20 protein-coding genes are annotated in these 20,283 nt (G+C 67.6%); 11 read left to right on the top strand and 9 right to left on the bottom strand.

What is annotated here, in order from left to right; genetic code table 11:
- Positions 1–78: 78 nt before the first annotated feature.
- Together ACIPRI_RS24440 and ACIPRI_RS24435 are read left to right on the top strand one after the other, a co-directional pair.
- Positions 79–408 (top strand): DUF1161 domain-containing protein, encoded by a 330-nt coding sequence (locus ACIPRI_RS24440; protein WP_446624095.1) that lies wholly within the window; start codon positions 79–81, stop codon positions 406–408.
- A 14-nt stretch (positions 409–422) separates the two neighbouring features.
- On the top strand, positions 423–839 hold the full coding sequence (locus tag ACIPRI_RS24435) for a nuclear transport factor 2 family protein (protein ID WP_446624094.1): 417 nt from the start codon (positions 423–425) through the stop codon (positions 837–839).
- Between the two features lie 20 nt (positions 840–859).
- Here ACIPRI_RS24435 and ACIPRI_RS24430 read toward each other — a convergent pair whose 3' ends face one another.
- The 3 genes from ACIPRI_RS24430 to ACIPRI_RS24420 all read right to left on the bottom strand — a co-directional run bounded on the left by ACIPRI_RS24430 (position 860) and on the right by ACIPRI_RS24420 (position 4,490).
- Positions 860–1,891 carry a BMP family protein gene (locus ACIPRI_RS24430; RefSeq protein ID WP_446624093.1) on the bottom strand — a complete coding sequence of 344 codons (1,032 nt, stop codon included), beginning with the start codon at positions 1,889–1,891 and terminating at the stop codon, positions 860–862.
- Positions 1,892–1,917: 26 nt separating this feature from the next.
- A complete protein-coding gene (locus ACIPRI_RS24425; protein WP_446624092.1) occupies positions 1,918–3,426 on the bottom strand; it encodes a nucleobase:cation symporter-2 family protein in 1,509 nt (502 codons plus the stop codon).
- A gap of 158 nt (positions 3,427–3,584) precedes the next feature.
- A complete protein-coding gene (locus tag ACIPRI_RS24420) occupies positions 3,585–4,490 on the bottom strand; it encodes a LysR family transcriptional regulator (protein WP_446624091.1) in 906 nt (301 codons plus the stop codon).
- A 168-nt stretch (positions 4,491–4,658) separates the two neighbouring features.
- Between ACIPRI_RS24420 and ACIPRI_RS24415 the strand changes: the two genes are divergently transcribed.
- Together ACIPRI_RS24415 and ACIPRI_RS24410 are read left to right on the top strand one after the other, a co-directional pair.
- The gene (locus tag ACIPRI_RS24415) at positions 4,659–5,426 is read left to right on the top strand and encodes an SDR family oxidoreductase (RefSeq protein ID WP_446624090.1); all 768 of its coding nucleotides are present in this window, start codon (positions 4,659–4,661) and stop codon (positions 5,424–5,426) included.
- 29 nt (positions 5,427–5,455) lie between these two features.
- Positions 5,456–6,364, top strand: coding sequence for an alpha/beta fold hydrolase (locus ACIPRI_RS24410; protein ID WP_446624120.1), 909 nt, complete (start codon positions 5,456–5,458; stop codon positions 6,362–6,364).
- 8 nt (positions 6,365–6,372) lie between these two features.
- On the opposite strand, the gene ACIPRI_RS24405 is transcribed toward ACIPRI_RS24410, so the two are convergent.
- From ACIPRI_RS24405 to ACIPRI_RS24395, 3 genes are read right to left on the bottom strand one after another with little or no spacing between them, the layout of a single operon-like run.
- Positions 6,373–7,104 (bottom strand): GntR family transcriptional regulator, encoded by a 732-nt coding sequence (locus tag ACIPRI_RS24405; protein WP_446624089.1) that lies wholly within the window; start codon positions 7,102–7,104, stop codon positions 6,373–6,375.
- Positions 7,105–7,154: 50 nt separating this feature from the next.
- Positions 7,155–7,919, bottom strand: a complete 765-nt coding sequence (locus ACIPRI_RS24400; protein WP_446624088.1) for an aspartate/glutamate racemase family protein — start codon at positions 7,917–7,919, stop codon at positions 7,155–7,157.
- A gap of 10 nt (positions 7,920–7,929) precedes the next feature.
- Positions 7,930–9,399: an NCS1 family nucleobase:cation symporter-1 gene (locus ACIPRI_RS24395; protein ID WP_446624119.1), complete on the bottom strand. Its 1,470-nt coding sequence runs from the start codon at positions 9,397–9,399 to the stop codon at positions 7,930–7,932.
- A gap of 197 nt (positions 9,400–9,596) precedes the next feature.
- Between ACIPRI_RS24395 and ACIPRI_RS24390 the strand changes: the two genes are divergently transcribed.
- The 4 genes from ACIPRI_RS24390 to ACIPRI_RS24375 all read left to right on the top strand — a co-directional run bounded on the left by ACIPRI_RS24390 (position 9,597) and on the right by ACIPRI_RS24375 (position 13,834).
- Positions 9,597–10,499: a LysR family transcriptional regulator gene (locus tag ACIPRI_RS24390; protein ID WP_446624087.1), complete on the top strand. Its 903-nt coding sequence runs from the start codon at positions 9,597–9,599 to the stop codon at positions 10,497–10,499.
- A gap of 166 nt (positions 10,500–10,665) precedes the next feature.
- Positions 10,666–12,078 (top strand): nucleobase:cation symporter-2 family protein, encoded by a 1,413-nt coding sequence (locus tag ACIPRI_RS24385; protein WP_446624086.1) that lies wholly within the window; start codon positions 10,666–10,668, stop codon positions 12,076–12,078.
- Between the two features lie 14 nt (positions 12,079–12,092).
- Positions 12,093–13,499, top strand: coding sequence for an 8-oxoguanine deaminase (locus tag ACIPRI_RS24380; RefSeq protein ID WP_446624085.1), 1,407 nt, complete (start codon positions 12,093–12,095; stop codon positions 13,497–13,499).
- A gap of 35 nt (positions 13,500–13,534) precedes the next feature.
- Positions 13,535–13,834 carry an acylphosphatase gene (locus ACIPRI_RS24375; RefSeq protein WP_446624084.1) on the top strand — a complete coding sequence of 100 codons (300 nt, stop codon included), beginning with the start codon at positions 13,535–13,537 and terminating at the stop codon, positions 13,832–13,834.
- Here ACIPRI_RS24375 and ACIPRI_RS24370 read toward each other — a convergent pair.
- Positions 13,824–14,345 carry a MarR family winged helix-turn-helix transcriptional regulator gene (locus ACIPRI_RS24370; RefSeq protein ID WP_446624083.1) on the bottom strand — a complete coding sequence of 174 codons (522 nt, stop codon included), beginning with the start codon at positions 14,343–14,345 and terminating at the stop codon, positions 13,824–13,826. The two genes, ACIPRI_RS24375 and ACIPRI_RS24370, sit on opposite strands and share 11 nt — an antisense overlap.
- Positions 14,346–14,413: 68 nt before the next feature.
- Here ACIPRI_RS24370 and ACIPRI_RS24365 point away from each other — a divergent pair, with 68 nt between their 5' ends.
- The 3 genes from ACIPRI_RS24365 (at position 14,414) to ACIPRI_RS24355 (ending at position 17,056) form a co-directional block, all read left to right on the top strand.
- Positions 14,414–15,286: an EamA family transporter gene (locus ACIPRI_RS24365; RefSeq protein WP_446624082.1), complete on the top strand. Its 873-nt coding sequence runs from the start codon at positions 14,414–14,416 to the stop codon at positions 15,284–15,286.
- Between the two features lie 53 nt (positions 15,287–15,339).
- Complete coding sequence (locus tag ACIPRI_RS24360) at positions 15,340–15,957, top strand: nitroreductase family protein (RefSeq protein WP_446624081.1); 618 nt, start codon at positions 15,340–15,342, stop codon at positions 15,955–15,957.
- An 82-nt stretch (positions 15,958–16,039) separates the two neighbouring features.
- Entirely contained in the window at positions 16,040–17,056 is a 1,017-nt protein-coding gene (locus ACIPRI_RS24355) for an aldo/keto reductase (RefSeq protein ID WP_446624080.1), read from the top strand.
- Between the two features lie 189 nt (positions 17,057–17,245).
- Here ACIPRI_RS24355 and ACIPRI_RS24350 read toward each other — a convergent pair whose 3' ends face one another.
- Complete coding sequence (locus tag ACIPRI_RS24350) at positions 17,246–18,475, bottom strand: M20 family metallopeptidase (RefSeq protein WP_446624079.1); 1,230 nt, start codon at positions 18,473–18,475, stop codon at positions 17,246–17,248.
- A gap of 7 nt (positions 18,476–18,482) precedes the next feature.
- Complete coding sequence (uraD, locus tag ACIPRI_RS24345; RefSeq protein WP_446624078.1) at positions 18,483–20,282, bottom strand: 2-oxo-4-hydroxy-4-carboxy-5-ureidoimidazoline decarboxylase; 1,800 nt, start codon at positions 20,280–20,282, stop codon at positions 18,483–18,485.
- Between the last annotated feature and the right edge of the window lies 1 nt (position 20,283).

Raw genomic sequence — 20,283 nt, 5'->3', positions numbered from 1 at the left:
GCATGCCCATTTGCAGTGCGTTTTGCCTGACGAGCTCGGTTGCTAGACTGGTCGTTTTCTTTCGCTCAGGTTCACACCATGTTCAGGCCCCATCTGTTCGCGGCCGCGCTGTTTCTGGCCAGTACGGCGAGCCATGCCGACAACAACAACTGCGACGCCATCCGCGCCCAGATCGATGCCAAGGTCCGTGCCACCGGTGTGACGGACTTTTCGCTGGCGGTGCTCGAGGCCAATGCCCAGGCCGACGGCAGGGTGGTGGGAAGCTGCGACCTGGGCACCAGGAAGATCGTCTATCAGAAGACTTCGTCGCCGGGTGTTTCGCCATCGAAGCCGAGACCGGCCAGGGAGCAGATCCTCACCGAGTGCAAGGATGGATCGGTCTCCATGGGTGGCGACTGCAAATCCTAGGAGGGTTTTTGAAAATGAACAGCACAAGCGGCAGCAACGCCGATCCGATCGGCACCTGGCACCGTCTGCTCAAGGCGCGGGACGTGCGGGGGCTCGATGCATTGCTGGCTCCGGACGCGGTCTTTCATTCGCCGGTGGTGCACACGCCGCAGGTCGGCAGGGCCCTGACCAAGGCCTACCTTGCCGCCGCCTTTGCCGTGTTCGGCAACGACACATTTCGCTACGTGCGGGAGCTGTGGTCCGGGCATGACGCCGTGCTCGAGTTCGAACTCGAGTTGGACGGCATCCGCATCAACGGTGTCGACATGATCCGTTGGAACGACCAGGGCGAGGTCACCGAGTTCAAGGTGATGCTTCGCCCGCTCAAGGCGGTCAACCTCATTCACCAGAAGATGGCCGCCATGCTGCAGGCGAACCAGCAGCAGCAGTAGCGGCCTCCGGGCCGCGAAGCTCAGGCCGGCGTAGCGAACTCGGGTCCGTCGTAGGTGATGGGCACATGCAGCCGTCCATCCGCGATCTCGGCCGCAACGCGCTCGATGCGCCCGCGCACCTCGGCGGGAACGTCGGGCGCCAGCGTGAGGCGCACGGCATCGCGCTGGGCGAGGCCGATCTTGCGGATCTCGCCCGCGGGAAAGCGGCCGGCCTGCAGGTCGCGCACCGCCTCGAACACGCCGACGCTGACGTCGGCGACGGCCGAGCCGACGAAGACCTTGGAGTCGCGCGCCACCCAGTCGCCCACGTTGCCGATCTGGCGCCGGCCCTGCTCGCGGCAGACCTGGGTGACGCCATCGCGGCCGGCATTGAGCATGGTGAAGATCACGTCCGCGCCGGCGCGGCTTTGCGCCAGCGCGACTTTGCGCGAGAGCGCGTTGTCATCCTGGTTGCCGGAAAAGTTGGTCAAGAGGCGCACCTTCGGATCGGCGGCGCGCACGCCGGCCGCGAAGGCCGCGCGGCCCTTGAGACCCGGCACCACCCGGATGCCTGACATGTGGCCGACCACGCCGGTGCGCGTGATCGACGCGGCCAGCACGCCGGCCAGGTAGGCCGATTCCTCCTGCAGCACGTCGTAGCTGGCCAGGTTGGCGCCGCGCACCGCGCCCTGGGTCACGACGAAGCGGGTGCCGGGATGGCGCGCCGCCACCTCGGCGCAGGCTTCGTTGTTCTGTCCGCCATGGGCCACGATCAGGTCGGGCTTGTCCTTGGCCAGCTCCTCCAGCGCCTGCGCCAACTGCGCCTTCTGGGGGGAGATGCCGTCGATGTAGCGGGTCTGGACGCCCAGCTCGGCGCCGGCGCGTTGCAGGCCGCGCCAACCGGCTTCCATGAAGCCCTGGTCGGCCACGTTGCCGGCGAACAGGGCCGACACCTTCAGTGTGGAGGAGGGGCTGCGTGCGGTGGCGCCGCAGGCCGCCAGCAGGGGAAGTGCGCAGGCGCTGGCCAGCAGGTGTCGGCGCGAGGGCGATGCAGGGGAGACGAGGTGGGTCATGGTGCTCGAAGAGGGTTGAGCCGTATTCAATGCGCCTCGGCCTGCTTGGCCGCAGCGATGATCGCGTCGTCGTCCTGCTTGGCGCCGTTCAGGAACAGGTTGAGCAGCACGGCAGCCACCGAGGCCAAGAGGATGCCCGATTCGACCAGCGAGTGGATGGCATGCGGCATCCATTGCTTGAAGTTGGGGGCGATGAGCGGAATCATGCCGACGCCGATGGAGACGGCCACGATCATCGGGTTGTAGCGGTTGGTCTTGAAGTTCACGCCCGCCAGGATGCGGATGCCGGTGGCGGCCACCATGCCGAACATCACCAGGCCCGCGCCGCCCAGCACCACGGTGGGCAGCGACTCGACCAGCGCCGCCATCTTGGGCAACAGGCCCAGCACGACCAGGATCACGCCGCCGGCCACGCAGACATAGCGGCTCTTGATGCCCGTGACGGCCACCAAGCCCACGTTCTGCGAGAAGCTGGTGTAGGGGAAGGTGTTGAACACGCCGCCGATGAGCGTGCCCAGGCCATCGGTGCGCAGGCCCCGTGCCAGGTCCTGCTGGCTCACCTTGCGCTCGGTCATCTCGCCCAGCGCCAGGAACATGCCGGTGGATTCGATCATCACCACGATCATGATGAGCGTCATGGTGAGGATCAGGATCGGGTCGAACTGCGGCATGCCGAAGTGAAAAGGCAGCACCACGTCGAACCACTGGGCACGCGCCACCTTCTCGAAGGTCATCAGGCCCGTCACCGCCGACACCACGCCGCCGATCACGATGCCCAGCAGCACCGAGATGTTGGCCACGAAACCCTTGGCGTACTTGACGATGAGCAGGATGGAGACCAGCACCAGCGCCGAGATGCCCAGGCCGGTGAGGTCGGCGTACTTGGGGTTGGGCACCGAGGGCACGATGGCCAGGCCCTTGGGCACGGGCGGCAGCGCCGAGCCGGGCGAGGTCACGTCGGCCAGCCACTTGGCGTACACCGGGTCGACCAGCGCAGGCGCCGTCGGGCCCACCGGGTTGCCGAAGATCCAGTTGATGCCCACGCGCATCAGGCTGATGCCGATGACGGTGATGATGGTGCCGGTGACCACCGGCGGGAAAAAGCGCAGCATGCGGCTGACCATCGGCGCGATCAGTATCGAGATGATGCCGGCGCCGATGATGGAGCCGAACAGCAGCTGCGCGCCGTCATGGCCGCCGTGCGCGTTGGCGATGGCCACCATGGGCGCGACCGACGCGAAGGTCACGCCCATCATCACCGGCAGGCGGATGCCGAACCACTGGGTGGCGCCGAGCGACTGGATCAAGGTGGCGATGCCGCAGCAGAACAGGTCGGCCGAGATCAACAGGGCCACTTCCTGCGGACTGAGCTTGAGCGCGCGGCCCACGATGAGCGGCACCGCCACGGCGCCGGCATACATCACCAGCACATGCTGCAGGCCCAGCGCGGCCAGCTTGCCGCCGGGCAGGCGCTCGTCGACCGGGTGGACGCCCGCGGAGGCGGAGGATTCAGGGGAAGCGGCGGCAGCCGACATGGCAAGTTCTCCCGGCAGGATGGTTTGCAAAATAAAGGACCTTGCGGCGCCGAAGCGGGTGCAGTGTCCACAGGATTTGTACGCGAAACTGTATACAAACAAGAATGCACCATGTATGGCGGAAAACCCCGATGCCGCGATGACATCTTCTTCGTCGGTCAGGCAGTCACATCCCAGTACGGCGGCTCGCCGAACGTCTGGCGCAGGCTGGCCACCAGCGCCCGCAACTTTGCCGATGACCGCCGGCCTTCAGCGTGCGCCACGTAGATGGACTCCGGCTCCACCAGGCGGCCCACGTCCACCACGCGCAGGGTGCCGGCTTTCAATTCCTGCCCGACGATAAAGGTGGGCAACAGCGCGATCCCCAGGCCGGCCAACGCGGCGTCGCGCATCATGTCGCCGTTGTTGACCCGCAGCGCTGCCGCGGGGCGCGCGAAGGCGCTGTCGCCATGGTCGAGAAAGCGCCAATCGGCCACGCCGCGGTTCAGGTAGTAGATCGCCCGGTGGCCGGCCAGGTCGTCGAGCGAGCGTGGACTTCCGTAGCGCGACAGGTAGCCCGGCGATGCCACCAGCAGTCGCTGGCTGGGTGCCAGCTGCCAGGCCACCAGGCGTGAATCCTCGAGCGCGCCATGCCTCACCACGGCGTCGAAACCGTCGGACGAGGCATCCACCCGGCGGTCATCCAATTCCAGGGTGAGCGCGATGTCGGGATGCGCCGCCAGGAAGGGGTACAGCGCGGGCCCCAGGTGCATGCGTCCGAAGGTGACGGGGGCCGACAGGCGCATGGGTCCGGTCAATTTGCCGCGCCGCTCCGCCATGTCTGCAGATGCTTCTTCCACCTCGCGCACGATTCGAGTCGCCTTGTCCAGAAAGACCGCACCATCCTCGGTCAGGCTCAGCTTGCGGGTGCTGCGCTGGAACAGCGATGCGCCCAAGCCGTGCTCCAGTTCCGCCAACCGATCGCTCACCACGGACTTGGACAGGTGCAATCGCCGTGCAGCGGCGCTGATGGATCCGGCCTCGGCGATGGCCACGAAGCTCGCGATGCCGTCCAGTTTGAGCATGTAGATCCTCGATGTGTGCGGGGGCGGGGCAGCGGCCATGCGCCATGGCGGCATTGTTCGCCATTTCCGGACGCCAGTTCCGTCATCTGCCGTCTTCTCGAACGGGCTGTCGAACTCCAAACTGCTGCTCATCCGTTCATCAACCTGTTCGACCCAAGGAAATTCATCATGAGCAAGCGACTCGAAGGCAAGACAGCCCTCATCACCGGCGCCAGTTCCGGCATCGGCCACGCCACGGCACTTCTGTTTGCACGGGAGGGCGCGAAGGTCGTCGTCGGCGCGCGGCGCCAAGCCGAGCTGGACCGGCTCGTCGCCCAGATCGAGGTGGCCGGCGGCCAGGCCGTGGCGCTGGCCGGCGATGTGCGGTGGGAAGACTACGCCAAGGCCCTGGTCGCCCTGGCCGTGGACCGCTTCGGCCGCCTGGACATCGCCTTCAACAACGCCGGCACCTTGGGCGAGGGCGGCGCCAGCACGGCCGTGTCCGAAGCCGGATGGAGCGACACGTTGGCCATCAACCTGACGGGCGCCTTCCTGGGCGCCAAGCACCAGATCGGCCAGATGCTGAAGAACGGCGGCGGCTCGGTGATCTTCACGTCCACCTTCGTGGGGCACACCTTCGCCTTCCCCGGCGTGGCGGCCTACGCGGCCAGCAAGTCCGGCTTGATCGGGCTGACCCAAGCGCTGGCGGCCGAGTTCGGCGCCCAAGGGGTCCGCGTCAATTCCGTGCTGCCCGGCGCGGTGGACACCGACATGTATCGGGGCATGAACGACACCGCCGAAGCGCAGGCCTTCGTGACCAATCTGCATGCGCTCAAGCGCGTTGCCAAGCCCGAGGAACTGGCCCGCTCGGTCCTGTACCTCGCTTCGGACGACTCGGCCTTCGTGACCGGCACGGCCTCGCTGGTGGACGGTGGCGCGTCCATTACCCGCACCTGAAGGCAATGATCATGTTCATCAAGAAATTCATGCGCGTTCTCGGTGCCGGCCTGATTGCCCTGGCGGCCGTCTTGCCGGCCCATGCCCAGCCCAAGCCCTTTCCATCCGGCTTCAAGGCCCAGCAGATCCAGACCGACGGCGCCAGCATCCACGTGCGGGTCGGCGGCAGCGGCCCCGCTGTCGTGCTGCTTCACGGCTTCGGCGATACCGGCGACATGTGGGCGCCGCTGGCCGCGGCCCTGGCCAAGGACCACCGGGTGGTGGTGCCGGACTTGCGCGGCATGGGCCTGTCCTCCAAGCCCCAGGGCGGCTACGACAAGAAGACCCAGGCCGCCGACATCCGTGCCGTGCTGGACAAGCTGGGCATCGACAGTGCCGACGTCGTCGGCCATGACATCGGCACCATGGTGGCCTACGCCTATGCGGCCCGCTACCCGAACAAGACCACGCGGCTGGTGGTGATGGATGCACCGGTGCCCGGTGTGCCGCCGTGGGAGCAAATCGTGCGGTCCCCATTGCTCTGGCATTTCGACTTCGGCGGCAAGGATGCGCTGCGCCTGGTTCGGGGCCGCGAGCGCATCTACCTGGACCGCTTCTGGAACGACTTCGCGGGGGATCCGCACAAGGTCGACGAAGGCACGCGCGTTCACTACGCCAAGCTCTATGCACGGCCTGGCGCGATGCGCGCCGCCTTTGCTCAGTTCCAGTCCATCCGCAAGGACAGCGAAGACAACGCCGAGTCCGTGAAGACCAGGCTCCGCATGCCGGTCCTGGCCATCGGCGGCGAGAAGTCCTTCGGCGCCACCCAGGCGGTGGTGATGCGCAACGCGGCAACCGACGTGACCGAGCTGGTGGTGCCTGCATCGGGCCATTGGTTGATGGAGGAGGCGCCGGCCATCACCGTCAAGGCGGTGCAGGAGTTCCTCGCGCCGCGCTGAAAAAGAAGCTACGCGAGCAGCGCCTTCACCAGGTCCATCTGCCGATTCGGCGTTTCGCTGTCCAGGCTCAGGTTGGCCTCGATGCGCGAGAGGTGTTCGGTCATGCAGGCGACGGCCGCCTCCACATCGCCGCCGCGGCAGACGCGAAGCAGATCCGAATGCTCGTCGGATGAGCAATGCGGGTCGTTGGACGAGTGATAGAGCATCGCGATGAGCGAGCTGCGCCCCACCAGTTCGCGCACCAGTTCGGTCAGCGTCTGGTTGCCGGCCGCTTCGGCCAGCGCCACGTGAAAGTCGCCCAGCAACTTCTCGCGTACCGTGCCGGTGGTGGCGGTCGAGCGCAGCGTGCTGCGCTCGAAGTGGATGTGCTGCTCCAGCGCCAGGTAGTGGGCCGGCTTGGCGCGCGCGATGAACAGGCGCACCACCTCGGCCTCCAACAGGCGGCGCACGCCGAACACCTCGCGCGCCTCCTGCACGCTGGGCTTGCTGACGAAGGCGCCCTTGTCGGGAATCATCTCGATCAGCTTGTCTTTGGACAGGGTGAGCAGCGCGGCACGGATCTTGGTGCGGCTGACGGCGTAGACACGGCCCAGCGCCTCCTCGCGCAGCCAGGTGCCCGGCGGCAGGCGCTTTTCGACGATGGCGGTGGCGATGTCCTGCGCGATGCTTTCGATGGTCGCGCTCTTGTCGGCAACGGAGGCCGCGGCGGATGCAGCAGGAGTCTTTTCAGCGGTGGGCATGGCCCGATTGTGGGCCAGCCACGCGCTCATCGCACGCCCGCGCGGACCCATCACGCGGCGCGTTGCAGCAGTGCCTTGGGCGCGGGCAGGGTGAAGTCCGACAGCAGGCCCGTCATCGGCTTGGCGAGCGGCGCCGCCAGTTCGCCGTGCTTGCTGGTGCCAAGGCGCAGGTTGACCAGCGATTCGATCAATTGCGTGCCGGCGGCGACGCCGTCGATCACCGGCACGCCCAGCTGCTGGCTGATGTGCTGGCACAGGTCGGCCATGCCGGCACAGCCCAGCACGATGGTGTCGCTGCCGTCCTCGGCGAGCGCGCGCCGGCATTCCTCCACGATGCGCTCGCGTGCGCCGCTGCCGGGCTTCTCCAGCTCGAGCACCGCAATTTCGCAGGCCCGCACGTTGGCGCAAAAGCGCTTCATGCCGTAAGCCTCGGCCAGGTGCCAGGCCTGGCCCATGGTGCGGCCCAGCGTGGTGACCACGGAAAAGCGCGTGCCCACCAGGCTGGCCACGTGCATGGCGGCCTGGGCAATGCCCACCACCGGGCCGCGCGCCAGCTCGCGCGCCGCCTGCAGGCCCGGGTCGCCGAAGCAGGCGATGACGTAGCCGTCCACGCCCTCCAGCTCGCCGGTGGCGATCTCCTGCAACAGGCCGGGCACGGCCAGCGCCTCGTCGTAGTGGCTCTCGATGGAGGCCGGCCCCATGGCCGGGTTCACCGCCACGATCGTGGTGCCGGGCCGTGCGGCCGAGCGGGCGCACTCGCCGATCTTCTCGGTCATGCTGCGCGTGGTGTTGGGGTTGATGACTTTGATTCGCATGGGAGTGAGTTCAGTGCTTGCGTGCGCAAAGGCCCAGGTAGCTGACGAAGCCCAGTGCCATGCCGATGAACCACGCGTAGTTGGCTGCGCCGTTGAGCGCCGGAATGAAGACGCACAGGCTGGGCACCAGGGCCGAAGGAACCAGCGCCCACACCGCCTTGCGGTTGACGCCGTTGGTGTACCAGTACTCGCCCTTGGGGCTCATGGTGTAGAGCGCGTCGACGTCGACCTTCTGCTTCCTCACCAGGTAGAAGTCGGCGATCAGGATGCCGAACAGCGGGCCGATGAAGGCGCCCAGGATGTCCAGCGTGTAGTGGATCACCTGCGGGTTGTTGTACAGGTTCCAGGGCGTGATGAAGACCGAGCCCACCGCGGCGATCATGCCGCCGGTGCGCCAGCTGATCTTGCTGGGCGCCACGTTGGAGAAGTCGAAGGCCGGCGACACGAAGTTGGCCACGATGTTGATGCCGACCGTGGCGATCATGAAGGTCAGCGCGCCGATCACCACCGCGGTGGTGCTGTCGATCTTGGCCACGGTGTGCACCGGGTCGGTGATGAGCTCGCCGAACACCGGCAGGGTGGCGGCCGAGGTGATGACCGACAGCAGCGAGAAGAACAGGAAGTTGACCGGCAGGCCCCAGAAGTTGCCCTTCTTCACCGCGTCGAAGCTCTTGCCGTAGCGCGAGAAGTCGCCGAAGTTGAGCATCGGGCCGCTGAAGTAGCTCACCACCAGCGCGATGGCGCTCAGCATCACCGGCAGGGCGGCCCAGCCTTCGAACTTGACGCCGCCCAGGTTCATGTCGATGTTGCTCCAGCCGGCCTTCCACACCAGCCAGCCGCACAGCACGGCCATCACCACGTACACCGCGGGGCCGGCCCAGTCGATGAAGCGGCGGATGGCTTCCATGCCATGCCAGAACACGAAGGCCTGCAGCACCCACATGGCCATGAAGGCGACCCAGCCCAGCGTCGACAGGCCGGCAAAGCCGTGCAGCTTGACGTCCGCGTAGGGCGCGAGGTTGGGGAAGAAATGCAGCGCCAGCAGCATGAAGGCGGCCGAGGCCAGGTAGGTCTGGATGCCGTACCAGGCCACCGCGATCAGTCCGCGGATCACCGCCGGCACATTGGCGCCCAGCACCCCGAAAGAGGCGCGGCAGATCACCGGGTAGGGCGTGCCCGTCACCTGGCTGGGCTTGGCCACCAGGTTGCAGAAGAACTGCACGATGCAGATGCCCACCAGCAGCGAGACCAGCACCTGCCAGCTCGACAGGCCCAGCGAGAACAGGCTGCCGGCCGTGATGTAGCCGCCCACGCTGTGCACGTCGGACATCCAGAAGGCAAAGATGTTGTATTGGCCCCAGGTCTGCTTTTTCAGCGGAGCCAGGTCTTCGTTGGTCAGGCGTGAGTCGTAGCCCGGCTTGATCAGGGCATTGGAATGCTCGGCGAGGGGGATGTGGCCGGATGCGAGGGATGGCTGCATGTCGGCGCTAGCTTGACTGACGGCGGTGTTCACGGGTTGTCTCCTCGTGGCGAATGGCTGGGATTTCCGGGCGCGAGCCTGGTTCGGTGATTGCACCCGTTATTTGTATACAAAAACTGGGTGCAATCAAGCGGCAAATGAAAGCTGGGTCTGGGTGTTTACCCGGAGCCCGGCGGCCACGACGACAATCGCCCGCCATGCATTCGCGGGTTCTTCGCTATCTGGACGAGGTCGTGCGCTGCGGCTCCATCCGGAAGGCCGCGGAGAAGCTGCACGTGGCGCCGACCGCCATCAGCCGGCAGATCCTCGAGTTGGAGCAGAACCTGGGCACCCCGCTGTTCGAGCGCATCCACAAGCGGCTGCGCCTCACGCCGCTGGGCGAAATGGTGCTGGGCCATGTGCGCCAGACCTTGCGCGAGCACCAGCGGCTGCTGTCGCGGGTGGAGGAATACAAGGGCGTGCATCGGGGCGAGGTGAGCCTGGCGGTGACGGCGGGCCTGGCGGGCTCGTTGCTGCCCTCGCTGGTGCAGGCGTTTCGCCGCCGGCATCCCGGCATCGTGGTGCGGGTCAACGACATGCCGGTGGCCGCGATCGAGCAGGCCATCGAGTCCGGCGCGGCGGATCTCGGCCTGGCCTATTTCCCGCCAGGCCCGCGCACCCTGCGCGTGCTGGCGGCCAGCGAATGGCGGGTTGGCGCCGTGGTGGCGCCGGCCCACCCGCTGGCCGGGCTGCCAAGCACGCAACTGGCCGATTGCGTGGGCTCGCCGTTGATCCTGCCTTCGGCCAGCCTCTCGCTGCGCGCGCTGCTGGATGCGGCCGCGGCGCATGCCGGGGTCGAGCTCAACCCCGCCATCGAGGCCAGTTCGACCGCGCTGATGCGCCAGCTGGTGGCACTGGGGGCGGGCCTGACCTTTCTCAACGAGCTCGACGTGTTCGAGGAACGCGCGCGCGGCCTGCTGGCTTACGTGCCGCTGCGCGACGAGGCGCTGGCGCAGCAGACGCTGCAGCTGGTGACCCGCACCGGCGGCGCGCTTTCCAGTGCGGCTGGGCAATTCGCCGATGCGGTGGCCGAGCGCATGGCGCGCCGCTTCGCCGACTGAGCCTCAGCCCATCGCCTGTGCACATTGGGTGCACACCCTGCGCGAAATTCTCTGCTTAGTGCCCGGGCGTTACCGCCCCTAGAGTCGACCGGCGCCGGGCCATGGCTCGGCGCTCACACACAAGCAACAACGATGCGGCCCGCACGGTCGCCGGAGACAACAAACCATGCACCCCCATTCCACGGCCACGCCGGACGGCGTTCATCCGGTCGACCAGATCCTGCCCTGGCATCGCCTGCTGGCGCTCGGCCTGCAGCACGTGCTGGTGATGTACGCCGGCACGGTGGCCGTGCCGCTGATCGTCGGCGGCGCGCTCGGCCTGCCCAAGGAGCAGCTGGCCTTTCTCATCAACGCCGACCTTTTCGCGGCCGGCATCGCCACTCTGATCCAGGCCATCGCGTTCTGGAAGTTCGGCATCCGCCTGCCGGTGATGATGGGCGTCACCTTTGCCGCCGTGGCGCCGATGATCGCGCTGGGCACCGACCCTTCCATCGGCCTGCTTGGCATCTACGGTGCGGTGATCGCCGCCGGCGTGTTCGGCATCCTGGTGGCGCCGCTCATGGGGCGGCTGCTGGGGCTCTTTCCGCCGGTGGTCACCGGCTCGGTCATCACGCTGATCGGCGTGTCGCTGCTGGGCGTGGGCATCCACTGGGCGGCCGGCGGCCAGCCGGTCGTGCACCAGGTGGTCGATGGGGTGGCCAGGAGCGTGCCCAACCCAGCCTACGGCCAGCCGCTGCACCTGGCGCTGGCGGGCGGCGTGCTGGCGCTGATCCTGGTCCTTGCCAAGTTCGGGCGCGGCCTGGTGGGCAACATCGCGGTGCTGCTGGGCATCGTGGCCGGCACGCTGGCAGCCATGGCGCTGGGCCGGGTCGGCTTCGACGGCGTCGCGCAGGCAGACTGGTTTGCCCTGACCACGCCCTTCCATTTCGGCATGCCCACCTTCCATGCGGGCGCCATCGTGTCGATGTGCATCGTGATGCTGATCACCCTGGTGGAATCCACCGGCATGTTCCTGGCGCTGTCGGACATCGTCGGGCGCAAGCTCTCCACCGAGGACCTGACGCGCGGCCTGCGCGCCGACGGCTTGGGCACCGTCATCGGCGGCGTCTTCAACACCTTCCCCTACACCTCCTTCTCGCAGAACGTGGGGCTGGTGACGGTGACCGGCGTGCGCTCGCGCTATGTGGCGGCGGCCGGCGGCGTGCTGCTGATCGTGCTGGGGCTGTTCCCCAAGCTGGCGCACATCGTGGCCTCGGTGCCGCAGTTCGTGCTGGGCGGTGCCGGCATCGTCATGTTCGGCATGGTGGCCGCCACCGGCATCCGCATCCTGGGCACGGTGGATTTCGGCCGCAACCGGCACAACCTCTTCATCGTCGCCGTGGCCATCGGCTGCGGAATGATCCCCACGCTGGCGCCCCGGTTCTTCCAGTACCTGCCCCAGTGGACCGAGGCGGTGACGCACAGCGGCATCGTGCTGGGCACCCTGGTGGCAGTCGTGCTCAATTTCTTCTTTAATGGCATCGAGAGCCGCGAGAACGCCTTGCGCGCCGCCGCGGCGACCGCCCAAGGCACCGAATGACTTCCTCCTCGCCCATGCGAGACAACAGCGACAAATCCGTTTCCGTGCTGGTGCTGCGGCACGCCGACGTGCTGGTCACCATGGACGCGCAGCGCCGCGAGATCGCCGACGGCGCGCTGGTGGCCGTCGACGGCGTGATCGCCTGGGTCGGCCCCAGCGCCGAACTGCCGGCGCACTACGCGGTGGCCGCCGATGCCGGCCGCGCGCGCGTGCTGGACATGCGCGGCCACGTGGTCGTGCCCGGGCTGGTGAACACGCACCACCACATGTACCAGAGCCTCACCCGCGCGCTGCCGGCGGCGCAGGACGCCGAGCTGTTCGGCTGGCTGCAGAACCTCTACCCGGTGTGGGCCGGCCTCACGCCCGAGATGGTGCGGGTGTCCACGCTGACGGCCATGGCCGAGCTGCTGCTGTCGGGCTGCACCACCAGCAGCGACCACCTCTATATCTTTCCCAACGGCAGCCGGCTGGACGACTCGATCGAGGCGGCCTCGCGCATCGGCATGCGCTTCCATGCCGCGCGCGGCAGCATGAGCGTGGGGCGCAGCCAGGGCGGCCTGCCGCCCGACGAGGTGGTCGAGGAAGAAGAGGCGATCCTGAAAGACACGCAGCGCCTGATCGAGACCTGGCACGACCCGGCCCGCCACGCCATGCTTCGGGTGGCGGTGGCGCCTTGCTCGCCCTTCTCCGTGTCGCGTGGGCTGATGCGCGAATCGGCGCTGCTGGCGCGCCACCACGGCGTCTCGATGCACACGCACCTGGCCGAGAACGACAACGACGTGGCCTATTCGCGCGAGAAGTTCGGCATGACGCCGGCGCAGTACGCCGAGAGCCTGGGCTGGGTCGGGCCGGACGTGTGGCATGCGCACTGCGTCAAGCTGGACGACGAGGGCATGTATCTCTTCGCGCGCACCGGCACCGGCGTGGCGCACTGCCCGTGTTCCAACATGCGGCTGGCCTCCGGCATCGCGCCGATCCGCGCCATGCGCGACCGCGGCGTGCCGGTGGGCCTTGGGGTGGACGGCAGTGCCAGCAACGACGGCGCCCACATGCTGGGCGAGGCGCGGCAGGCCCTGCTGCTGCAGCGCGTGGGCTTCGGCCCGGCCGCCATGGGCGCGCGCGAGGCGCTGGAGATTGCCACCCTGGGCGGCGCCCGTGTGCTGGGACGCGACGACATCGGCGCGCTGGCGCCGGGCATGTCGGCCGATTTCGCGGCCTTCGACGTGCAGGGTGTGTCGCACGCAGGCGCAGGGGAGGACCCAGTGGCGGCGCTGGTGTTCTGCGCACCGCAATCGGCGTCGACCTGCGTCGTCAATGGCCGCGTGGTGGTCGAGGCAGGGCGGCTCGCGACACTCGATCTGCCGGTGCATCTGGAAACGCATCGGCGCTTGGCCAGGCAGTTGGTGCGGGGCGCGGCCTGAGGACACGCAAGCGCTTGCGGCGCGAAAATGTGCGCATGAATCTGCCTCCTGATTCCGAAGTGCGCCGCGTGCGGGCGCATGGCCTGGTGCAGGGCGTCGGCTTTCGCGAAAGCTGCGTGGCCTACGCCCGTGCGAATGGCGTCGCCGGCTGGGTGCGAAACCGCGGCGACGGCTCGGTCGAGGCCATGCTGCAGGGGCCGCCGGCACTGCTGGATCGCATGTGCGATTGGCTGCGCCATGAAGTGCCGGGCGCGCGCGTCGATGCGCTGGACGTGCGGCCGGAGGCAGCGCCCGTCGAGCCGTCGAGTGGCTTCGAGCGTCGGCCTACGTTGTGATGTCGGGGCCGTCCAGCGCGGCCAGCAGTTCTGAAAGCGATCGGTCCAGGCCGAGCAGCTCGGCCGGGGAGAGCGCTGCAAGAATGGCCCGCTCGTTCTCCACGTGGGCTTCGACTGCGCGATCGATCAACGCCAGCCCCTTGGGCGTCAGCTGCACCAGCATGCTGCGCGCGTCCTCGCTGTTGGGCAGGCGCTGCACCAGTCCGTTCGCCTCCAGCCGCTGCAGCCGGTGCGTCATGGTGCCGGACGTGACCATCAAGGCCGAGAACAGGGCGGTGGGCGCCATGCGGTAAGGCTTCCCGGAGCGCCGCAAGGTGGCCAGCATGTCGAACTCCCAGGCCATCAGGCCGAACTCCGCAAAGGTCGCGTCCACCCGGCGCTGAAGCAGCACGGCGCAGCGTTTGAAGCGGCCGATGGGGCCCATGGGGCTGACGTCCAGATCGGGGCGTTCGCGCCGCCACTGGTCGAGGATGTTGTCCACCGCGTCGCGCCGTTTTGCTATCTTGGCCATAGGATTTTTATCTTGACTTCAAGACAAGTGATCTACAGAATTATTTTATCTTGAAGTCGAGATAAATCATGAATTCCTTGCTCTCTCCCTCCCGTTGGCGCGATGTCCTGGTGACGGCGCTGGCGCCGGCCATCTGGGGTTCGACCTACATCGTCACCACCGAACTGCTGCCGCCGGACCGCCCCTTCACCGCGGCGCTGATCCGTGCCTTGCCGGCGGGCCTGCTGCTGGTGCTGTTCACCCGGGCGGCGCCCGCGCGCGCCGAATGGTGGCGCCTCATCGTTCTGGCCGCGCTGAACATCGGCGTGTTCCAGGCGCTGCTGTTCGTCGCGGCCTATCGGCTGCCCGGCGGCCTGGCCGCGGTATTGGGGGCGATCCAGCCCTTGCTGGTCATGGGCCTGGCCTGGGGCGTCGACCGGCATGCGCCGGCCAGGCTGGCCGTGGGCGCCAGCGTGCTGGGCATCGCGGGCATGGCAGTGCTGCTGCTGTCGCCGCGCACCGTCTGGGACCCGGTCGGCATTGCCGCCGCGCTGGCCGGCGCCGCCTGCATGGCCGCAGGCACCTGGTTGACGCGGCGCTGGAAGCTGCACCTGCCGGTGCTGGCCCTGACTGGATGGCAGCTGCTGCTGGGCGGCCTGATGCTGGTGCCGGTGGCTTTGCTGGCCGACGCGCCCTTGCCCGCGCTGTCCTTCGAGCAGGTGTCCGCCTACGCCTATCTGAGCGTGGCCGGTGCGCTGCTGGCCTATGCCCTGTGGTTTCGCGGCATCGCGCGGCTGCCCTCGGTGGCAGTGTCGTCGCTGGGTCTCTTGAGTCCCCTGACGGCCGTGATCCTTGGCTGGGCACTGCTGGGGCAGGCGCTGACGGGTACCTCGCTGCTCGGCCTGTTCATGGTGCTGACCGGCGTGCTGGCCGTCCAGTGGGCGGCGGTTCAGCCCCGATGAGGGACGGCGCATTTTCTTCGACTTTTCATTGCACTTCTTTTCAGGTTCCCGTCATGACCCTTTCGATCCAGCAAGCCATCGCATCGCGTGTTTCTGTTAACCGCTTCGTTCCCGATCGCCCGCTGTCCGACGAAACCATCGAATCGCTGGTCGCCCAGGCCATGCGTGCGCCGTCGGCCTACAACTTCCAGAACTGGCGCTTCATCGCCGTGCGTTCGCCCGAGGCAAAGGCGCGTCTGAAGGCCGTGGCATTCGGCCAACAGAAGGTGGCCGATGCGTCGGTGGCCTTCATCATCTGCGGCACCCTGGCTGCGCACGAGCGGCTGGGGCAGGCGCTGGCGCCGTCCGTGCAGGCGGGCATCATGGACGAGCGGGCGGCGCAGGCGTGGGTCGCGCAGGCCGCCCAGGCCCATGCGGGCAACCCCGAGCTGCAGCGCGACGAAGCCATTCGCTCCGCGTCGCTGGCCGGCATGACGCTGATACTGGCCGCGCAAGGCATGGGCCTGGCGTCGTGCGCCATGGGCGGCTTCGACATGGAAGGACTGGCGCGCGAGTTCGACCTGGCGGCCACCGACGTGCCGGTTCTTGTGGTCACGGTGGGCCATGCGGCGCCGGGCAACTGGCCGCAGAAGGCGCGCCGGCCGATCGCCGACGTGCTGGAAGTGGTCTGATGCTGGCGCGCACCCCGGCGCTCACAACTCTCGCTAAGATCGCCCGCCGGTCCATCGGTCCATCAGAGGAGCGCAGTTTCAAATGAGCATCCCCACCACCCGCCTCGGCGCCACCGGCCTCGTCGTCTCGCGCCTGGCCCTGGGCACCATGACATTCGGCCTGCAGACCGACGAGACGGTCTCGCAGCAGATCCTGGACAAGGCCACCGGCGCTGGCATCAACTTCCTGGACACGGCCGACGTGTATCCGCTGGGCGGTACGCTCGAGACCGCGGGCCGCACCGAGGAAATCATCGGCCGCTGGCTGAAGAAGCAGGGTCCGGGCGGCCGCGGCAACTACATCGTGGCCACCAAGGCGGTCGGCAAGATGGGGCCGCATCCTTGGGACCAGGGCGCCTCGCGCAAGCACCTGCTGGCGGCCATCGACGCTTCGCTGAAGCGTCTGCAGACCGACTACGTCGACCTCTACCAGCTGCATAGCGATGATCGCGAGACACCGCTCGACGAAAGCCTGGAGGCGCTGGACGTCATCGTGAAGTCGGGGCGCGCGCGCTACATCGGCGTCTCCAATTTCCTGGCCTACCGGCTGGCGCGCGCGCTGGGCCGGGCCGACCTGCGGGGCCTTGCCCGCTATGTCTGTGTGCAGCCGCGCTACAGCCTGCTGTTTCGCGAGATCGAGCGCGAGCTGCTGCCCTTGTGCGATGAAGAGGGGTTGGGCGTGATTCCCTACAACCCGCTGGCTGGCGGCCTTTTGACCGGCAAGTACCGGGCCGGCGCGGACAGCAGGCGCGACGACAACACCCGCTTCACCCTGGGCACCGCCGGTGGCATGTACCAGGACCGCTACTGGAACGAGCGCAGCTTTGCCACCGTGGCGCAATTGCAGGCGCTGGCGCAGGAGGCCGGCGTGCCGCTGGCGACTTTGGCGGTGGCCTGGGTGATGGCCAATCCGTGCATCACGGCGCCACTTCTGGGCGCGAGCCGGCCGGAGCAGCTGGACGACACCCTGGCGGCGGCCGACTACAAGCTGGAGCCGGCGCTGAAACAGCGTTTGGACGAAGTCACCGCTGAATACAGAAAAGGGGACGCGCCGCGTTGACATGCGGCGCGGATGCGACAGCGAGCTTTCCACTGCTGCTTCCACAGGCAGTCCAGCGCAAAGCCCCGTGGAATAAGGCTTTGGCGCGGATCCAGCGCAGTTTTCCACAAGCTTGTCCCCGTTCTGAGGGGACAAACCGAGGCCTCCCGGTGCGGGGCTGGCTTTCAGGCGGCGCAGCTTCCCTGAGCGTCAGCTGAGCAGGTCGGCCAGCGTGCGGGCGATGACCTTGGTGGCGCGGCGCAGGTCTTCCAGCACCACGCGCTCGTCGCTGCGCTTGGCGTGCGATTCCAGCACGGTGCGGGGGCCGGCGCCGTAGATCACGCCGGGAATGCCGGCTTCGACATACAGGCGAACGTCGGTGTAAAGCGGCGTGCCCATCGCGGGGATCGGCTCGCCGAAGACTTCTTCGCCGTGCTTGCGGATGGCGTCGACCAGCGGCTTGTTGCCGGCCAGCGGCTGCATCGAGTTGGCCAGCAGCATGCGCTTGATTTCCACCGTGATGCCGGGCTTTTGCGCCGCCGCCTCGGCGATCACGCGGCGGATGGTGGCTTCCACCTCGACCGGGTTTTCTTCCGGAATCATGCGGCGGTCCAGCTTGAACACCACCTTGCCGGGGATCACGTTGGTATTGGTGCCGCCTTCGATGCGGCCCACGTTCAGGTAGGGGTGGTTGATGCCCGCGACCTTGGAGCTGACCTTCTTGTACTCGGTGTTCTGCGCGTACAAGGCGTTCAGGATGTGCGTTGCGCCCTGCAGCGCGTCGATGCCGGTGTCGGGCACAGCCGCGTGCGCCATCTTGCCGTGCACCGTCACTTCCATCTGCAGGCAGCCGTTGTGGGCCGTCACCACTTCGTAGCTGAAGCCGGCGGCGATCATCAGGTCGGGCTTTGTCAGCTTGTTCTTCAAGAGCCAGCCCGGGCCCAGGATGCCGCCGAATTCCTCGTCGTAGGTGAAGTGCAATTCCAGGCTGCCCTGGCTCGGCTTGGCCACGGCCTCGAGCGCGCGCAGGGCAAAGGTGAAGGAGGCGAAGTCGCTTTTGCTCACCGCCGCGGCGCGGCCGAACAGGCTGCCGTCTTCGATCTCGCCGCCGTAGGGGTCGTGCGTCCAGCCTTCGCCGGGCGGCACCACGTCGCCGTGTGCATTCAAAGCGACGGTGCGGCCGCCGTTGCCGTACTTGCGGCGCACGATCAGGTTGGTGATGGATTCGAGGCCATAGTCCTTCACCTCCTGTGCCGGCACGGCGTGCTTCTCGGCCGCCAGCCCAAAGCCTTCCAGCAGTTCTGCCGTGCGCTCGGCATGCGGCGCGTTGTTGCCGGGCGGCGTGTCGGTGGGGACGCGCACCAGTTGCTGCAGGAACTTCACTTCTTCGTCGAAGTGGGCGTCGATCCAGGCGTCGAGTTGGGTGTAGGCGGTGGTCATGGCGTCTTCAGTTCTGTTCTTGCGCGAGATCGTTCAGGAGGCGCTGGAAGGCTTCCACCGCCAGCTGCATGTCGTCGTTGGTGCTCGATTCGAGCGGGTTGTGGCTGATGCCGGAATTGATTCCGCGCACGAAGAGCATGGCCTGCGGCATCACCTCGTGCAGCTTCATGGCGTCGTGTCCGGCGCCGCTGGGCATGCGGAACAGGTCGACCCCGAGCGAGTCGACGGCCTTTTCCCAGCGCTGCTGCCAGTCCGGCGCGCTGGGCGCGGCGGAGGCACGCATGGCTTCCTCGATCTGGTAGCGAACGCCGCGGCGTTCGCAGATGTCATTCAGCGCGGCCAGCACGTCGTCCACCACCGCATCGCGCTGCGGGTTGTTGGGGGCGCGGATGTCAAGGCTGAACTTGCAGCTGCCGGGCACCACGTTGATGGAGCCGCTGGGCACTTCGAGCATGCCGACGGTGGCGACCGAATCGCCGTCCCTGGCGGCGCGCTGCTCGGCAAACAGGATCAGCTCGGCCACCGCGGCGGCGGCGTCGCGGCGGCGGTTCATCGGGGTGGTGCCGGCGTGGCTGGCCATGCCGAGCACTTCGCCCACGTAGCGCACGCCGCCGTTGATGGAGGTGACGATGCCCAGCGGCACGTCGAGCTCGTTGAGCACCGGGCCCTGCTCGATGTGGACCTCGACGAAGCCCAGGTACTTGCCCGGGTCGCGCTGGATCTTGGGAATGTCTTCCAGCTTGAGGCCGGCGTGCCGCATCGCCTCGCGCATGGTCACGCCGTCGGCATCCTGCTGGTCCAGCCACTTGTTGTCGAAGTGGCCGATGAGCGCGCCCGAACCCAGGAAGGTGGCCTTGTAGCGCTGGCCTTCTTCTTCCGCGAAGCCCACCACCTCGAAGGCGAAGGGCAGGCGCCTGTTCTGGCGCTTGAGCTCACGCACGCAGGCGATCGGCACGAAGATGCCCAGGCGGCCGTCGTACTTGCCGCCGTTGCGCACGGTGTCGTAGTGCGAGCCGGTGAGCAGGGTCTTGGCGCCGGGCGTCGCACCCGAACTTGGAACGAAGCCTTCGGCTTCGTAGCGGCCCACCACGTTGCCGACCGCGTCGATCTCCACGCTGTCGAAACCAGTGTCCTGCATCAGCTGCGCGATCTGCGCGGCGCAGGCGCGGTGCGCGTCAGTGAGGTAGGTGACGGTGAGCTGGCCCTTCTCGGCATAGCCGGGATCGGTGTGCTGCGAAAGCTGCTCCTGCCAGTCCCAGACGTCGTTGCCGAGCGTCGGCTCCACGCCGAACTTGTCGGCGAGCCGGATCTCGGCAATGCGGTGGATGTTGCGCAGCGCTTCGGCCCGCTCGAAGGCCGGGTGGTGGTGCAGCCGGCGCTCGAAGGTGTCGATGATCTCGCGCTTCGAAAGGCCCGTGCCACGCGGCCCGCGCACCGCCAGGATGAAGGGAAAGCCGAACTTGGCGTTGTAGTCGGCATTGAGCTTCTGGATCCTGGCGAATTCGTCCGGTGTGCAGTCGGTCAGGCCCGCCTTGCCCTGCTCGTGGGTCGATTCGGCGGTGAGGGTCTTGCTCACCATCGCCTTGCCGGCCAGTTCCGGGTGGGCGCGGATCAGGCCCAACTGCTCGGCTTCGGAAGCGGTCGACACGACCTTTGCCAGCGCGTGCTTGAGATGCGCCAGCGAGCGGAAGGGCCGCGCGGCCATGGCGCGCCGCGCGATCCAGGGCGAGTGCTCGTAGATGCCCTCCAGAAGATCGGCGGCGTCGTCGGGCGAAGCAGTGTTGAGTTGGTCGATGGAAAGCGCCATG

This window comes from Variovorax sp. LARHSF232, assembly GCF_052871435.1.
Note: the sequence above shows the minus strand (reverse complement) of the source record. Positions and strands in the feature narration are given on the sequence as shown.

Excerpts from the sequence above, each read along its gene's own strand:
- ACIPRI_RS24435 (WP_446624094.1), top strand. The coding sequence starts at position 423 with ATGAACAGCACAAGCGGCAGCAACGCCGATCCGATCGGCACCTGGCAC.
- ACIPRI_RS24425 (WP_446624092.1), bottom strand. The coding sequence starts at position 3,426 with ATGTCGGCTGCCGCCGCTTCCCCTGAATCCTCCGCCTCCGCGGGCGTC.
- ACIPRI_RS24350 (WP_446624079.1), bottom strand. The coding sequence starts at position 18,475 with ATGACCACCGCCTACACCCAACTCGACGCCTGGATCGACGCCCACTTC.
- ACIPRI_RS24420 (WP_446624091.1), bottom strand. The coding sequence starts at position 4,490 with ATGCTCAAACTGGACGGCATCGCGAGCTTCGTGGCCATCGCCGAGGCC.
- ACIPRI_RS24360 (WP_446624081.1), top strand. The coding sequence starts at position 15,340 with ATGACCCTTTCGATCCAGCAAGCCATCGCATCGCGTGTTTCTGTTAAC.
- ACIPRI_RS24375 (WP_446624084.1), top strand. The coding sequence starts at position 13,535 with ATGAATCTGCCTCCTGATTCCGAAGTGCGCCGCGTGCGGGCGCATGGC.
- ACIPRI_RS24365 (WP_446624082.1), top strand. The coding sequence starts at position 14,414 with ATGAATTCCTTGCTCTCTCCCTCCCGTTGGCGCGATGTCCTGGTGACG.
- ACIPRI_RS24400 (WP_446624088.1), bottom strand. The coding sequence starts at position 7,919 with ATGCGAATCAAAGTCATCAACCCCAACACCACGCGCAGCATGACCGAG.
- ACIPRI_RS24440 (WP_446624095.1), top strand. The coding sequence starts at position 79 with ATGTTCAGGCCCCATCTGTTCGCGGCCGCGCTGTTTCTGGCCAGTACG.
- ACIPRI_RS24380 (WP_446624085.1), top strand. The coding sequence starts at position 12,093 with ATGCGAGACAACAGCGACAAATCCGTTTCCGTGCTGGTGCTGCGGCAC.
- ACIPRI_RS24355 (WP_446624080.1), top strand. The coding sequence starts at position 16,040 with ATGAGCATCCCCACCACCCGCCTCGGCGCCACCGGCCTCGTCGTCTCG.
- ACIPRI_RS24370 (WP_446624083.1), bottom strand. The coding sequence starts at position 14,345 with ATGGCCAAGATAGCAAAACGGCGCGACGCGGTGGACAACATCCTCGAC.
- ACIPRI_RS24395 (WP_446624119.1), bottom strand. The coding sequence starts at position 9,399 with ATGCAGCCATCCCTCGCATCCGGCCACATCCCCCTCGCCGAGCATTCC.
- ACIPRI_RS24385 (WP_446624086.1), top strand. The coding sequence starts at position 10,666 with ATGCACCCCCATTCCACGGCCACGCCGGACGGCGTTCATCCGGTCGAC.
- ACIPRI_RS24410 (WP_446624120.1), top strand. The coding sequence starts at position 5,456 with ATGCGCGTTCTCGGTGCCGGCCTGATTGCCCTGGCGGCCGTCTTGCCG.
- ACIPRI_RS24415 (WP_446624090.1), top strand. The coding sequence starts at position 4,659 with ATGAGCAAGCGACTCGAAGGCAAGACAGCCCTCATCACCGGCGCCAGT.
- ACIPRI_RS24405 (WP_446624089.1), bottom strand. The coding sequence starts at position 7,104 with ATGCCCACCGCTGAAAAGACTCCTGCTGCATCCGCCGCGGCCTCCGTT.
- uraD (WP_446624078.1), bottom strand. The coding sequence starts at position 20,282 with ATGGCGCTTTCCATCGACCAACTCAACACTGCTTCGCCCGACGACGCC.
- ACIPRI_RS24430 (WP_446624093.1), bottom strand. The coding sequence starts at position 1,891 with ATGACCCACCTCGTCTCCCCTGCATCGCCCTCGCGCCGACACCTGCTG.
- ACIPRI_RS24390 (WP_446624087.1), top strand. The coding sequence starts at position 9,597 with ATGCATTCGCGGGTTCTTCGCTATCTGGACGAGGTCGTGCGCTGCGGC.